This window comes from Enterobacter sp. RHBSTW-00975, assembly GCF_013615235.1.
Taxonomy (GTDB): Bacteria; Pseudomonadota; Gammaproteobacteria; order Enterobacterales; family Enterobacteriaceae; genus Enterobacter; species Enterobacter ludwigii.
In genome coordinates this window covers 3,300,635-3,315,555 of the sequence record NZ_CP055883.1, presented here as the reverse complement: position 1 = coordinate 3,315,555, position 14,921 = coordinate 3,300,635, and the positions used below count along the sequence as shown (strand labels likewise).

Genomic DNA, 14,921 nt, shown 5'->3' with positions numbered 1-14,921 from the left:
TGAAATGCCCGTGGGGATGCTCTTAAATTGGCGGCAATGGCAACAAAGGCGATACATCTCATTAAAAGACATTATAAAATTGCCAGCGAAACGAATTCTAAAAGCCAGGCTATGCTGAGATCAGAGTGACGGTGGTTACTGCCCGTAATTGTGCTCGTAGACATCGGTAAACGTGCTGTTACAATCACTTGCACGTTTACAGGCGGAGCAACCCATGCTCCGTTACGGATGGCAATCAACGATAGCCATACTGAACAGGGAGATATTTATGAAACTTCGGCTGTCGGCGCTTGCGCTGGGCGCGACGATGCTTGTGGGCTGCGCCAGCTCTGGAGAGCAAACGGGACGCTCCGATCCTCTCGAAGGATTTAACCGCTCAATGTACAGCTTCAACTACAACGTGCTGGACCCGTATGTGGTTCGCCCGGTGGCAGTTGCATGGCGTGATTATGTTCCACAACCTGCGCGTAACGGGTTGAGTAACTTCACCAGTAACCTGGAAGAACCTGCGGTGATGGTGAACTACTTCCTGCAGGGCGATCCGTATCAGGGTATGGTGCACTTTACCCGCTTCTTCCTGAACTCATTGCTGGGGATGGGGGGCTTCATCGATGTTGCCGGTATGGCGAACCCGAAACTTCAGCGTGAGCAACCGCACCGTTTCGGCAGTACGATGGGGCATTATGGCGTGGGTTATGGTCCGTATGTTCATCTGCCATTCTACGGCAGTTTCACCGTACGTGATGACGGCGGCGACATGGTGGATACGCTGTATCCGGTTCTGTCGTGGCTGACCTGGCCGCTGTCGGTAGGGAAATGGACGGTGGAAGGGATCGAGACGCGTGCGCAACTGCTTGATTCGGACGGTCTGCTGCGTCAGTCTTCTGACCCGTATATTATGGTCCGCGAAGCTTACTTCCAGAATCACGACTTTATTGCCAATGGCGGCAAGCTGAAGCCGGAAGAGAATCCGAACGCGAAAGCAATCGAGAACGAATTAAAAGATATCGACTCGGAATAAAGATATCGACCCGGAATAAAGAAAAAAGGTGAGCCATGCTCACCTTTTTTAATCCCTGCGCGATTAGAACGCGTAGTTGAAGTTCATGCCATACAGCCAGGCTTTACCTTCAGAAGAGAACTCATACGGCCCCTCCTTAAAGTTAACTTTTTGACCGTGCATGTAAGAGATGCCCGCATCGATAGAAGCATCTTTATTGAAGGCATAGGTTGCACCTGCGCTCAGCCAGAAGCGGTCCTGGTCCGGAATGGAGATGGAGCGCTTGTCAGCCGGTACCGGACTATCATCGAAGGCAATACCGGTACGGAATGTCCAGTTGTCATCCATATAGTAGGTGGTACCCAGCGCGATACGGTAGGCATCACGGAAGCTTTCATCTTTATAGAAGAGCGTGTCACCATTGCTGTTGGTCGCTTTCAGCTCCTGGAACTGGCTCCAGCTGGTGTAGGTCAGGCTATAGTGAACCGCCCACTGCGGCGCCACTTTGTTATAACCCGACAGCTCCCACATTTCTGGCAAGTGCAGGCTCAGAGAACCGCCAGTGGTACGGCCGTCGGTGCCCATTGGCAGGCCGAAGCTACCCAGAATCTGGTTATAGGCTGAAGGCAGGCTGCTCTTATAATCGCCATCGAAGTCAATTTTCACTTCGGAACGGTAGGTTAAACCGTAGCGGTTATTTTTATCGATTTCATAAAGGATACCGGCGTTCCAGCCGAAGCCCCATTCGTCACCCTTAAGGTAAGCAATCTGGGTATCTGCCGGAATACCTGCAACCTGCTGTGCCAGACCCGGAATCGGCGGCAGAGCGCCTGAGCCAGCAACGACTTTACCCAGGTCACCCGCGTAGCGCTCGATCTTCGCTTTAGCATAAACCGCATCAAAGCCGACGCCGAAGCTCCAGTGGTTGTCCAGACGGTAAGCACCGCTCAGGTTCAGGTTCAGGGTTTCAAGGTCTGTTTTACCGCCATACGCCCCTGCGGCGTAGTTATTATTAAACTCGGTAGCCAGGCCGTAGTTAGACGTCACGGAAGCGCCCCAGCCGAACTGGTCATTAATTGGCGCAACGAAGTGGAGGTTTGGCACCCAGGCTGTTGGCGCGATGTTGTCTGCCTTCAGGCTGGCGCCTGTTGGCGAGCGGCCCGAGATATCAACACCCGGATCAACAAAGATTGCACCAGCAGAGAAGGTCGGACGATCGAACATCATGATCAGTGCAGGGTTACGACTCGCGTTGCCCGCATCATCAGCAATTGCGCCTTCCCCGGAATACGCACGGCCAAGGCCAGAGGAAGAAAATTCGTTTAACTGAAAGCCCGCGGACCAGGCGGACGTAGAGACGATTGCCACTGCGACTGCCAGCGCAGTCTTTTTGAACAGGGTTTTCTGGCTCATGACCATAACCTCATTGAGTTATTTTTATTCAATAATTGTTACATACCGTAACAGGAGCGCGAAGTGTAGGGTCTGAGGTATGACATACAAATCAGACCAGTGGCGAGAGTATAGGTCTGACCAGCCAGAATGTTGCAAGTTTGTTTATTAATATTTTCAAACATGTTTCTTGAAACGAGATCTGGTTGGCAAAATTGTGACCATTGCGAATCGTCTGAAAGGGTGATTTTTGTTCTAGATCATTTTTTAGTGTGATATTGGTCACTTATCCGCTTTTGCGCCATTAACGGCTGGAGAGAGCCAGCCCCGGGGCGTAAAATAGCAGCATCGTGTTTATCTCGCGCCTTGCGCGAATACAGAGGAAATTGAGCTATGAGTAAATGCAGTGCTGATGAAACCCCGGTTTGCTGCTGTATGGATGTTGGTACCATCATGGACAACTCCGATTGCACCGCCTCTTACAGCCGCGTATTCAGCAACCGCGCCGAAGCGGAAGAAACCCTGGCCGCGCTGAGCAAACGTGCACGTGAGGTCGAATCCGATCCGTGCGAAATCAAATCCACCTTTACTGACGTGGACGGCGGCGTGAAGCTGGATATCGACTTTGTGTTCGCCTGCGAGGCGGAAACGCTGATTTTCCAGCTGGGTCTGCGCTAATCTCAACGGCGTAATGCCCTCATCTTGGCCCCTCTCTCACAGAAGAGGGTGCACACTAAAACGGTAACCTTCGGGTTACCGTTTTGCTTTTGTTTTCGCAGAGACATTTTCTTTTTCTTCTCTGTGCCTTAGCTCGCACTTTTTCGTTTCCCTGATTGGCTGAATGTAAAAAAATGGTTAAGACTGTTATCAGGTCAGACCACTTTATGTTTGAGTAAAAAATTTTACAGGGGAAGGTTATGAGTCAGGCGTTACCGCTTATTACCCGTCAGGGCGATCGCATTGCCATTGTCAGTGGATTACGTACGCCAATTGCACGTCAGGCGACAGCGTTTCATGGCATACCGGCTGTCGATCTGGGGAAAATGGTGGTGGGGGAGATGTTGGCTCGCAGCGAAATTCCGCCTGAGGTCATCGAGCAGCTGGTTTTTGGCCAGGTTGTGCAGATGCCTGAAGCACCCAATATTGCACGCGAAATCGTCCTCGGTACGGGGATGAATGTCCATACTGATGCCTACAGCGTCAGCCGGGCATGTGCTACCAGCTTCCAGGCGGTGGCTAACGTGGCTGAAAGCCTGATGGCAGGTACCATTCGCGCTGGGATCGCCGGCGGGGCGGACTCCTCTTCGGTTCTGCCGATTGGGGTCAGTAAAAAGCTGGCCCGGATCCTGGTTGACGCCAACAAAGCCCGTACCGTCGGTCAGAAACTCAAACTTTTCTCACGCTTACGCCTGCGTGACCTTATGCCTGTACCGCCCGCAGTGGCGGAGTATTCCACCGGTCTGAGAATGGGCGATACCGCCGAGCAGATGGCAAAAACTTACGGGATCACCCGTGAGCAGCAGGATGCGCTGGCTCATCGCTCACATCAGCTGGCGGCGAAAGCCTGGTCGGAAGGCAAACTGGCTGATGAAGTCATGACGGCGTACATCCCGCCATACCGTGAACCGCTCTCAGAAGATAACAATATTCGCGGCAGCTCGACGATGGCGGATTACGCCAGGCTCCGTCCGGCATTTGACCGCAAACACGGTACCGTCACGGCCGCCAACAGTACTCCGCTGACGGACGGTGCCGCCGCGGTGATCCTGATGACGGAATCCCGTGCCAAAGAGCTGGGCATAAAACCGCTGGGCTACCTGCGCAGCTACGCCTTCACGGCGATAGATGTGTGGCAGGACATGTTGTTAGGGCCGGCGTGGTCCACACCGCTGGCGCTGGAACGCGCGGGACTGACCCTCGCGGATTTAACCCTCATTGATATGCACGAAGCCTTTGCTGCACAAACCCTGGCAAACATACAACTGCTGGCGAGTGAACGTTTCGCGCGCGATGTTCTTGGCCGGGCCCATGCCACTGGCGAAGTGGATCAGAGCAAATTTAACGTCCTGGGTGGCTCCATCGCCTACGGTCATCCATTTGCGGCGACGGGGGCGAGGATGATCACCCAGACATTACATGAGTTACGCCGCCGGGGTGGTGGTTTTGGCCTCGTAACCGCCTGCGCAGCGGGTGGTCTGGGTGCGGCAATGGTTCTGGAGGCTGAATAATGGATATGCCATCTGCATTTAATCTGACGGTACGCCTCGATAACGTCGCCGTTATTACTATCGATGTTCCCAACGAGAAGATGAACACCCTGAAAGCCGAGTTCGGCGTTCAGGTGCGCGCGATGCTAAAGCAGATCCGCGAGAACAAAGCGATTCGCGGCCTGGTGTTTATCTCGGCGAAACCGGACAACTTTATTGCCGGAGCCGATATCAACATGATTGCCAGGGCGCAAAACGCTCAGGAAGCCGAAGAGCTGGCGCGTCAGGGGCAACAGGTCATGGCGGAGATCCATGCGCTGTCTATCCCGGTCATCGCGGCGATCCACGGTGCCTGTCTGGGCGGTGGGCTGGAGCTGGCGTTGGCCTGTCACAGCCGCATTTGTACCGACGATGCGAAAACCGTTCTGGGCCTGCCTGAAGTACAGTTAGGCCTCCTGCCAGGCTCCGGCGGGACGCAGCGTCTGCCGCGTCTGGTTGGGGTCAGCACTGCGCTGGAAATGATATTAACCGGCAAACAACTGCGTGCACGTCAGGCGCTGAAAGCCGGCCTGGTCGACGAGGTGGTTCCTCACGCCATTTTGCTTGAGGCGGCGGTTGAACTGGCGCTCAAAGGACGGCAGGCAAAACGTCCTCTGCCGGTGCGTGAACGCGTGCTGGCCGGGCCACTGGGCCGCACACTCCTGTTCAGCATGGCGGGCAAGAAAACCGAACAAAAAACCAAAGGCAACTACCCGGCGGCGAAACGTATCCTTGAGGTTATTGAAGTGGGGTTATCTCAGGGCAGCAGCAGCGGCTATGCCGCAGAAGCAAAAGCCTTTGGCGAGCTGGCGATGACGCCGCAGTCTCAGGCGCTGCGTAACATCTTTTTTGCCAGTACAGAGGTAAAAAAAGACCCCGGCAGCGAGGCGCAGCCTGCCCCGCTGCATGCCATTGGCGTACTGGGGGGCGGGCTGATGGGGGGCGGAATATCTTTTGTTACCGCCAGTAAAGGCAAATTGCCTGTACGTATCAAAGACATCAATGCGAAGGGAATCAATCACGCGCTGCAGTACAGCTGGCAGAACCTTGATCAAAAGGTTAAGCGCCGCCATATCAAGGCCAATGAGCGTGATAAAACCCTGGCACTGATCTCCGGCACGACAGACTACAGCGGTTTTGCCCATCGCGATCTGGTGATTGAAGCGGTGTTTGAAGACCTGGCGCTTAAGCAGCAGATGGTGGCTGACGTTGAGCAACATTGCGCACCCCATACCATTTTTGCGTCGAACACCTCGTCATTGCCTATTGGCGATATTGCGGCCAGAGCCCAGCGTCCGAAGCAGGTGATTGGCCTGCACTATTTCAGTCCGGTTGAAAAAATGCCGCTGGTGGAGGTTATCCCGCACGCCAGCACCAGCCCGCAAACCGTTGCTACCGTGGTTAAACTGGCCAAAATGCAGGGGAAAACACCGATAGTGGTGGCGGACAAAGCCGGCTTTTACGTTAACCGCATTCTGGCGCCTTATATAAATGAAGCGATGCGGCTGCTGACGGAAGGGGAGAAGATCGAACACGTCGACGAGGCGCTGGTGAAGTTTGGGTTCCCCGTTGGCCCAATCCAACTTTTGGATGAGGTGGGAATCGACACCGGCACTAAAATTATACCTGTGCTGGAAGATGCTTATGGAGATCGTTTTAGCCCGCCTGCAAACATTGTTTCTGCAATTTTGAAGGACGATCGCAAAGGCAGAAAAAATGAACGCGGTTTCTATCTTTACGGCGCGAAAGGGCGTAAAAGCAAGAAACAGGTCGACCCTTCGGTTTATGGGCTTATTCCGACAACCGGTCAGGGGAAACTGTCACCCGTTCAGTGTGCTGAACGCTGTGTGATGATGATGCTTAATGAAGCGGCACGCTGCTTTGGTGAGCAGGTGATTAAAAGCGCGCGCGATGGTGACATCGGTGCGGTATTTGGCATTGGTTTCCCGCCGTTCCTCGGCGGCCCGTTCCGTTACATGGACACTCTCGGTGCGGGTGAAGTGGTTGCCATCCTGCAACGTCTGGCCTCGCAATACGGTCCGCGGTTTACACCGTGTGACGAATTATTGCAGATGGCGGAACGGGGCCAGACATTTTGGCCTTCAAGGGAAACTGTCCTCGTAAGTTGAGGTCAAAAAAGGGTAAATCCTGAAGTGTATGAACCTGTTTTGGCGATTTTGTAAACAGAGATTGACTATACTTACGCCATTGAGGTAAAAAACAGCGTTTCATTCACCGAATGGATCAGGCACAATGCCCGACCATCGGGTTTTCTACCTCGGAGCGGTAATCGCGGGTAGTCAACGCCGGTGATTCTGGTTAACAAAAGCGGTGCAATATGCAAGTTTTTATCATGCGTCACGGCGACGCGGCACTCGATGCCGCCAGTGACTCAGTACGTCCTTTGACCGTCTGTGGCTGCGACGAATCTCGTCTGATGGCGACCTGGCTTAAAGGTCAAAAAGTGGACATCGAACGCGTTCTGGTGAGTCCGTTCCTGCGTGCAGAACAGACGCTGGAAGTGGTGGGGGAGTGTATGAACCTGCCAGCCAGTGTGGATGTTCTCCCGGAACTCACCCCGTGCGGTGATGTCGGCCTTGTCAGCGCTTATCTTCAGGCGCTGTGCAATGAAGGTGTCGCTTCCGCTCTGGTCATTTCCCACCTGCCACTCGTTGGCTATCTGGTATCTGAGCTGTGCCCGGGCGAGACGCCGCCGATGTTCACGACTTCCGCCATTGCCAACGTCGCTCTCGACGAAACGGGCAAAGGGGTCTTCAACTGGCAAATGAGTCCGTGCAATCTGAAGATGGCAAAAGCTATCTGATGTGACGTGCGATATGGCGGGGAGCAGAACATGCCTCCCGCCGTCCTGTCAGGGTAATTCTGGCGGCTGCCACTCTTCTACTTCAATCAACACCAGTAATGCGGCATCTCCGCCGTACTCTTTGGGTGCCTGATGAAACGCCATCACGTGGGGATGCTGAGCCAGCCACAGCGGTGTTTGTTGCTTCAGGATATGTTTGCCGTGGCCGTGCATCACGCAGGCGCAGAAAACATGTTCGCGACGACAGGCGGCAATCAACGCTCCCAGCTCCTGCTTCGCCTGCATCTGCGTCAAACCGTGCAGATCAAGAAACAGTTCGGGCGAGTAATCTCCCCGGCGTAACTTTTTCAGCTCAAAGTGGCTGACATCTTCCCGTACGTACTTCACCGCGCCCTGCGTATTGAGCAGGGGCTGAAATTCATCTGAAAAATAGTGGCTATTATCCGCCTGCTCCTGGAGCAATCGCTTGACCGGGACTTCCGTGATTTTTTTGCGCATCGGACGGTGGACAATGATGTCCTGCTTGATTTGACGCGTCCCGGTCATCAGCTGACGGAAGAGCGCCTGATCCTCCTCGCTAAGGGATGTTTTCTTTTTCATGGGTCATTCTCATCTCGTATTTCCGACAGTGTACCCGACTAAACGCATTTTTTAACCTCAAGCGCGACGCGTCATTGCTGATTTATCGCCGTCTTCATGGCAAACTAGCCGCCGAAAATTATGCGAGCATGCCCTGGAGGAAAGAGTGGATAAAATTTTTGTCGATGAAGCAGTAAACGAGCTGCATACCATACAGGACATGTTGCGCTGGTCGGTTAGCCGCTTCAGCGCCGCCAATATCTGGTACGGGCACGGTACCGATAACCCGTGGGATGAGGCCGTTCAACTGGTGCTGCCGTCCCTCTACCTGCCGCTCGATATTCCGGAAGACATGCGTACCGCACGCCTGACCTCCAGCGAAAAGCACCGTATCGTGGAGCGTGTTATCCGCCGCGTTAACGAGCGCATTCCGGTTGCCTATCTGACCAACAAAGCCTGGTTCTGTGGTCACGAGTTCTATGTTGATGAACGCGTTCTGGTGCCGCGCTCGCCGATTGGCGAACTGATCAACAACCACTTTGAAGGCCTGATTAACCATCAGCCAGAGCATATCCTTGATATGTGTACCGGCAGCGGCTGTATCGCGATTGCCTGTGCGTACGCCTTCCCGGAAGCGGAGGTGGATGCCGTGGATATCTCCACCGATGCGCTGGCTGTGACCGAGCACAATATTGAAGAGCACGGTCTGATCCATCACGTTACGCCAATCCGCTCCGATCTGTTCCGCGATCTGCCAACGCTGCAGTACGATCTGATCGTCACCAACCCGCCGTATGTAGATGCGGAAGACATGTCCGATCTGCCAAACGAATATCGCCACGAGCCGGAGCTGGGTCTGGCGTCAGGCTCTGATGGCCTGAAGCTTACCCGTCGCATTCTGGCCTGCGCGCCGGATTATCTGACCGACGACGGTGTTCTGATTTGTGAAGTGGGCAACAGCATGGTACATCTGATAGAGCAGTACCCGGATGTGCCGTTCACCTGGCTCGAGTTCGATAACGGCGGTGACGGCGTCTTTATGCTGACCAAAGCGCAGCTGCTTGACGCGCGCGAATACTTCAGCATTTACAAAGATTAATCCAGCGGGCTTCGGCCCGTTTCACAACGCTCAAACACAAATAACGACATCGGAGCCGTGATGGCAGGAAACAGTATTGGACAATTATTCCGGGTGACCACCTTTGGTGAATCGCACGGGCTGGCACTGGGCTGTATCGTTGACGGCGTACCGCCAGGCATCGAACTGACCGAAGCCGATTTACAGCACGACCTCGACCGTCGTCGTCCGGGGACTTCTCGCTACACCACGCAGCGTCGCGAGCCGGACCAGGTCAAAATTCTTTCCGGCGTTTTCGAAGGCCGCACCACCGGCACCAGCATCGGGTTGCTGATTGAAAATACCGATCAGCGTTCGCAGGATTACGGCGCCATCAAAGATGTGTTCCGTCCCGGACACGCCGATTACACCTACGAACAAAAGTATGGCTTCCGTGATTATCGCGGCGGCGGACGTTCGTCTGCCCGTGAAACCGCGATGCGCGTTGCGGCAGGGGCTATCGCCAAAAAATACCTGCAGCAGAAATTTGGCATTGTGATCCGCGGCTGTCTGACCCAGATGGGCGATATTCCACTGGCTATCAAAGACTGGGGGCTGGTCGAGCAAAATCCGTTCTTCTGTGCCGATGCAGATAAGCTGGAAGCGCTGGACGAACTGATGCGTGGCCTGAAAAAAGAGGGCGACTCCATTGGTGCCAAAGTCACCGTCGTGGCTGATGGCGTACCGCCAGGCTGGGGTGAACCGGTATTTGACCGTCTGGATGCGGACATCGCTCACGCGCTGATGAGCATCAACGCGGTGAAGGGCGTAGAAATTGGCGACGGTTTTGACGTCGTTGCGCTGCGGGGCAGCCAGAACCGCGACGAAATCACCAAAGACGGTTTCCAGAGCAACCACGCGGGCGGCATCCTCGGCGGTATCAGCAGCGGTCAGCAGATTATTGCCAATATTGCGCTGAAACCAACCTCCAGCATTACCGTGCCAGGCCACACGATTAACCGCTCTGGCGAAGAAGTTGAGATGATCACTAAAGGACGTCACGATCCCTGTGTGGGGATCCGTGCGGTGCCGATCGCAGAAGCGATGCTGGCGATCGTACTGATGGATCACTTCCTGCGCCAGCGCGCGCAGAATGCGGATGTGACGACCACCATTCCACGCTGGTAAACATGAAAAAAACCGTCATTGCTCTGCTGGCACTGCTTGCCAGTGGAGCCAGTCTGGCCGCGACGCCATGGCAGAAAATTACCCATCCTGTGGCGGGCAGCGCGCAGTCAATTGGCGCGTTCTCGAACGGCTGTATCGTTGGGGCACAGGAACTTCCGCTGCAGTCCGATACCTATCAGGTGATGCGTACCGACCAGCGTCGTTATTTTGGCCACCCGGATCTGGTGCTGTTTATCCAGCGTCTGGGAAACCAGGTGCATAACCTGGGGCTGGGCACGATGCTGATTGGCGATATGGGGATGCCTGCCGGCGGTCGGTTCAATGGCGGACACGCCAGTCACCAGACCGGTCTCGATGTCGATATCTTCCTGCAACTGCCGAAAGCGCGCTGGAGTTCAGCCCAGTTGCTGAAACCGCAGGCGCTGGATCTGGTGGCGCGCGACGGTAAAAACGTCGTGCCATCGTTGTGGACGCAGGACGTCTTCAGCATGATTAAGCTGGCGGCGAAAGATAACGATGTCACGCGGATTTTCGTGAACCCGGCCATCAAGCAGCAGCTTTGCCTGGATGCCGGCACCGATCGCGACTGGCTGCGTAAAGTGCGCCCGTGGTTCCAGCATCGTGCGCATATGCACGTTCGTCTGCGCTGCCCGGCAAACAGCCTGGAATGTGAAGATCAGCCGTTACCCCCGCCAGGCGATGGCTGTGGTGCGGAACTGCAGAGCTGGTTTGAGCCGGCAAAACCTGGAACCTCTAAGCCTGAGAAGAAGACACCGCCTCCGTTGCCGCCTTCCTGCCAGGCGCTACTGGATGAGCATGTACTTTAATGGATAATTTCGTCGAACTGTTTATGGTGTCGCCGCTTCTGCTGGTGGTGCTTTTCTTTGTGGCGATGCTGGCCGGGTTTATTGATGCTCTGGCGGGCGGCGGTGGTTTGTTAACCGTACCGGCGCTGCTGGCCGCGGGCATGAGCCCGGCACAGGCGCTCGCCACTAACAAGCTTCAGGCGTGCGGCGGCTCGCTCTCCGCGTCGCTCTATTTTATTCGCCGTAAGGTCGTCAGTCTGGCTGACCAGAAGCTCAATATTCTGATGACCTTTATTGGCTCGACCTCGGGTGCACTGCTGGTTCAGCATGTACAGTCCGATATTCTGCGCCAGATCCTCCCCATTCTGGTTATCTGCATCGGTCTCTACTTTTTGTTGATGCCAAAGCTCGGGGAAGAAGACCGGCAGCGTCGTCTGCATGGCCTGCCGTTCGCTCTTATCGCGGGTGGCTGCGTCGGGTTTTACGATGGCTTCTTTGGCCCCGGAGCAGGCTCGTTCTATGCCCTTGCGTTCGTGACGCTGGCCGGCTTTAACCTCGCTAAATCCACCGCCCACGCCAAAGTGCTCAATGCGACGTCAAACGTCGGCGGCCTGCTGCTGTTTATCATTGGTGGCAAAGTTATCTGGGCAACCGGATTTGTGATGATGGCAGGGCAGTTTTTAGGCGCACGTGCGGGCTCGCGTCTGGTATTAAGCAAAGGACAGAAGCTCATTCGCCCGATGATTGTTGTCGTCTCAGCGGTCATGAGTGCCAAACTGCTTTATGACAGCCATGGACAAGAGATCCTCACCTGGCTGGGAATGAATTAATGAACACAACCCATAAATACGAACAGCTGATTGAGATTTTTGATGGCTGTTTTGCTGATGATTTTAATACCCGTCTGATTAAAGGCGACGACGAACCGATCTATCTTCCTGCTGATGCGGACGTGCCGTATAACCGTATCGTGTTTGCGCACGGCTTTTACGCCAGCGGGTTACACGAGATTTCGCACTGGTGTATTGCGGGGAAAGCGCGTCGTGAGCAGGTGGACTTCGGCTACTGGTATTGTCCGGACGGCCGTGACGCCGCCACGCAGAGCCAGTTTGAAGATGTGGAGGTGAAACCGCAGGCGCTGGAATGGTTATTCTGTGTGGCGGCAGGTTTCCCGTTTAACGTCAGCTGTGACAACCTCGAAGGAGAGGTCGAGCCAGACCGTATTGTCTTCCAGCGCCGCGTTCATGCGCAGGTGATGGAGTATCTTGAGAAAGGCATCCCGGAACGTCCGGCACGTCTGATCGAGGCCTTACAGAATTATTACCACACGCCGGAGATCACGGCGGAATGCTTCCCTTGGCCGGAAGATCTTTAACAGAGGAAAGAAGATGATCGCAGAATTTGAATCACGCATTCTGGCGTTAATTGATGACATGGTGGAACACGCCAGTGATGATGAGCTGTTCGCCAGCGGTTATCTGCGTGGTCACCTGACGCTGGCTGTCGCTGAGCTGGAAGCAGGGGACGATCACTCTGCCGAGGCCATTCATGATGAAGTGAGCCGCAGCCTGGAGAAAGCGATCCAGGCAGGGGAACTCTCTCCGCGTGACCAGTCATTAGTGCTGGGTATGTGGGACACCCTGTTCCAGCAGGCAAAAGCCAGGTAGTCATTTTCCTCCCTCTCCCGGTGGGAGAGGGAGGACATCGGCCCGCACGTTACTTCACCCTTTTTCCTTTCAGTAACTTCCGTACCCACAAACGGTTGGGATTGAGCCCCGCAAGCGTAACGCTGTCCAGCGGAACGGGCTCATCACTCATCTGTGCCGCCAGCACTTCGGCCAGCAACGGCGCTGAGCATAATCCCCGTGAACCGAGCCCCCCGAGCATAAACAGCTGCGTATAAACTGGCGCACTCACCTCGGTATCACGGTTTTCAGCAAGATCCTGATAGGCCTCAAGCGTTGCTTCATAGTCAGGCACATTTCCCGCCATCGGCAGATGGTCCCGGGTGGCGCAGCGTACGCCACAGCGCGCGTCACCGGCGCTGATATCAACCTCTTTTGCCCAGTCGGCCTGCGGGAAGCAGTTGAGCAGGCGCTGGCGATTTTGCTGCTGATCGTCTTCGCTGTAGCGCATGTCGGTCTCACCGCGATGGTAGCTGGCACCAATGCAGTGGTGGCCGTTGGACGGATTTTGTGGCGTCAGATAGCCGTCGTAGCAGAGTACCTGCTGCAGTTTTTCCAGCGCTGGCGAGGTGGGGATATGGCTGACCTGGCCGCCGACAGGGTAAAGCGGCAGCTTTTCCGTCTGGTTGAACTGGCTGATAGGGTGACCGTTGGCCAGCACTACGCAGGTATGCTGCGCCACGTCTCCCGTGGTGAAATGCAGGTTCCAGTGCTCTGTGTGGTGAAGTGAGGCGACCTGGCGGGAATAGTGCACCGTCAACCCGCGCGACTGCGCCAGCGCAATGGCTGCCGTCGTCAGATCTGCCGGACACAGCCAGCCACCGAGCGGATAGTGGATACCGTCGCAGCCCGTATCGACGCCCGCGGTTTCGGTTATCTGCTGCGCATTCACCGCCCGGGCAATTTCGAGCGGCAGACCCAGCGACAACATGTGCGCGATTTTTTGCTGGCTCTTCTCATCCCAGCCCAGTTGCGTAACGCCACACCAGTCGTGGTCAAACGCCACAGGCAGGGCATCATACAGGCGCCGGGCAAAGGTAAAGGCTGCCGGGAAAAACTGGCTCAGCGCCGGATCGTGAGCGCTTAACAGTGGGTAGAGCGCCCCCTGGCGGTTGCCGGAAGCGCCCTTTGCCGGCGCGTCGTCGGCGCAGTAGAGCGTTACCTGCCAGCCACGGTGTAAAAGCGCGAGCGAAAGCAGGGCGCTGGCAATCCCGCCGCCGACAATTGCTACCTCTCGTGAAGTGCTGGCGCTGCGTGAAAACCAGGGCGTCTGAGCGGGGATCTCCAGCGTCTGATCCATTCTTCCGACCAGCATGTCGCGCTTGCGACCAAAACCTTTGGTCTTTTGCATGGTAAAGCCGGCCTCCTGCAATCCGCGGCGGACAAAGCCTGCCGAGGTGAAGGTCGCGAGCGTTGCGCCAGGACGCGCCAGGCGTGCCATTGCGTTAAACAGATGCTGGCTCCACATGTCCGGATTCTTGGCGGGGGCAAAACCATCGAGGAACCATGCGTCCACTTTCTGATTCATTGAATCATCAAGCTTATCGGTCAGATCATTGATGTCGCCGAGCCACAGATCCAGCGTGACGCGCCCGCCGTCCAGCAGCAGACGATGACAGCCGCCGAGGTGCGGCGGCCACTGCGCCTGAAGCTGCTCCGCCCATGGCGCAAGTTCCGGCCAGTGTTGATGGGCCAGACGAAGGTCATGCGCGGTGAGCGGAAATTTTTCAAAACTGATGAAATGTAATCTTTGCAGTGTAGCGTCAGGGTGAGCAGCGTGAAACTGATCGAACATCTGCCAGAGGGTGAGAAAATTCAGACCGGTACCAAACCCGCTCTCGGCGACCACGAACAGACTGCGCGGATGCGTGGGGAAACGGGCGTTTAACTGGTTTCCGTCGAGGAAAACATAGCGGGTTTCTTCCAGTCCGTTATCATTAGAAAAGTAGACGTCATCAAAATCTCGGGAAACAGGTGTACCCTCAGCGTTGAATTCGAGGTTGGCGGGTTGTATAGCGTTTTGTTTCACGTAAGTTACTCGTCTGACAGGCAGTGACACGATCTTAACGATGTGCGTCCATCGGTGCAAATTTCCGCAGAAAATGTCTGATCGGACTTGTTCGGCGTACAAGTGTACGCTATTG

The 14,921-nt window shown here is 55.4% G+C and carries 14 protein-coding genes; 11 read left to right on the top strand and 3 right to left on the bottom strand.

Translation table 11 applies throughout. The features are described from left to right. The first annotated feature begins 268 nt into the window (after window positions 1-268). Window positions 269-1,021, top strand: a complete 753-nt coding sequence (gene mlaA / locus HV340_RS15895; RefSeq protein WP_020883108.1) for a phospholipid-binding lipoprotein MlaA — start codon at window positions 269-271, stop codon at window positions 1,019-1,021. A gap of 63 nt (window positions 1,022-1,084) precedes the next feature. Here the strand turns inward: mlaA and fadL are convergent, their stop codons facing one another. Further along, on the bottom strand, window positions 1,085-2,413 hold the full coding sequence (gene fadL / locus HV340_RS15890) for a long-chain fatty acid transporter FadL (RefSeq protein WP_020883109.1): 1,329 nt from the start codon (window positions 2,411-2,413) through the stop codon (window positions 1,085-1,087). Window positions 2,414-2,785: 372 nt separating this feature from the next. Between fadL and HV340_RS15885 the strand changes: the two genes are divergently transcribed. From HV340_RS15885 to sixA, 4 genes are all read left to right on the top strand, one after another. Beyond that, window positions 2,786-3,070 carry a YfcZ/YiiS family protein gene (locus tag HV340_RS15885; RefSeq protein WP_014171053.1) on the top strand — a complete coding sequence of 95 codons (285 nt, stop codon included), beginning with the start codon at window positions 2,786-2,788 and terminating at the stop codon, window positions 3,068-3,070. A 239-nt stretch (window positions 3,071-3,309) separates the two neighbouring features. Continuing rightward, window positions 3,310-4,620, top strand: coding sequence for an acetyl-CoA C-acyltransferase FadI (fadI, locus tag HV340_RS15880; RefSeq protein ID WP_181216091.1), 1,311 nt, complete (start codon window positions 3,310-3,312; stop codon window positions 4,618-4,620). After that, complete coding sequence (fadJ, locus tag HV340_RS15875) at window positions 4,620-6,767, top strand: fatty acid oxidation complex subunit alpha FadJ (protein WP_059306635.1); 2,148 nt, start codon at window positions 4,620-4,622, stop codon at window positions 6,765-6,767. The genes fadI and fadJ overlap by 1 nt, the downstream gene beginning before the upstream one ends. A 209-nt stretch (window positions 6,768-6,976) precedes the next feature. Then, a complete protein-coding gene (gene sixA / locus HV340_RS15870) occupies window positions 6,977-7,462 on the top strand; it encodes a phosphohistidine phosphatase SixA (RefSeq protein ID WP_014171048.1) in 486 nt (161 codons plus the stop codon). A gap of 48 nt (window positions 7,463-7,510) precedes the next feature. Here sixA and smrB read toward each other — a convergent pair whose 3' ends face one another. Further along, window positions 7,511-8,062, bottom strand: a complete 552-nt coding sequence (smrB, locus tag HV340_RS15865; RefSeq protein WP_014171047.1) for an endonuclease SmrB — start codon at window positions 8,060-8,062, stop codon at window positions 7,511-7,513. A gap of 145 nt (window positions 8,063-8,207) precedes the next feature. Here smrB and prmB point away from each other — a divergent pair, with 145 nt between their 5' ends. Genes prmB through HV340_RS15835 form a run of 6 tightly spaced genes read left to right on the top strand, consistent with a single transcriptional unit; the run spans window position 8,208 to window position 12,759 of the window. Continuing rightward, the gene (prmB, locus tag HV340_RS15860) at window positions 8,208-9,140 is read left to right on the top strand and encodes a 50S ribosomal protein L3 N(5)-glutamine methyltransferase (protein ID WP_014171046.1); all 933 of its coding nucleotides are present in this window, start codon (window positions 8,208-8,210) and stop codon (window positions 9,138-9,140) included. Window positions 9,141-9,200: 60 nt separating this feature from the next. Further along, complete coding sequence (aroC, locus tag HV340_RS15855; protein WP_059306634.1) at window positions 9,201-10,286, top strand: chorismate synthase; 1,086 nt, start codon at window positions 9,201-9,203, stop codon at window positions 10,284-10,286. A 2-nt stretch (window positions 10,287-10,288) separates the two neighbouring features. Beyond that, complete coding sequence (gene mepA, locus HV340_RS15850) at window positions 10,289-11,113, top strand: penicillin-insensitive murein endopeptidase (protein ID WP_014171044.1); 825 nt, start codon at window positions 10,289-10,291, stop codon at window positions 11,111-11,113. After that, complete coding sequence (locus HV340_RS15845; RefSeq protein WP_014171043.1) at window positions 11,113-11,922, top strand: sulfite exporter TauE/SafE family protein; 810 nt, start codon at window positions 11,113-11,115, stop codon at window positions 11,920-11,922. Before mepA ends, HV340_RS15845 begins: the two co-directional genes overlap by 1 nt. Continuing rightward, on the top strand, window positions 11,922-12,467 hold the full coding sequence (locus HV340_RS15840; RefSeq protein ID WP_020883114.1) for an elongation factor P hydroxylase: 546 nt from the start codon (window positions 11,922-11,924) through the stop codon (window positions 12,465-12,467). The genes HV340_RS15845 and HV340_RS15840 overlap by 1 nt, the downstream gene beginning before the upstream one ends. Window positions 12,468-12,480: 13 nt before the next feature. Then, window positions 12,481-12,759 (top strand): YfcL family protein, encoded by a 279-nt coding sequence (locus HV340_RS15835; protein ID WP_020883115.1) that lies wholly within the window; start codon window positions 12,481-12,483, stop codon window positions 12,757-12,759. A gap of 49 nt (window positions 12,760-12,808) precedes the next feature. On the opposite strand, the gene mnmC is transcribed toward HV340_RS15835, so the two are convergent. Beyond that, window positions 12,809-14,806 carry a bifunctional tRNA (5-methylaminomethyl-2-thiouridine)(34)-methyltransferase MnmD/FAD-dependent 5-carboxymethylaminomethyl-2-thiouridine(34) oxidoreductase MnmC gene (gene mnmC / locus HV340_RS15830; protein ID WP_059306632.1) on the bottom strand — a complete coding sequence of 666 codons (1,998 nt, stop codon included), beginning with the start codon at window positions 14,804-14,806 and terminating at the stop codon, window positions 12,809-12,811. Between the last annotated feature and the right edge of the window lie 115 nt (window positions 14,807-14,921).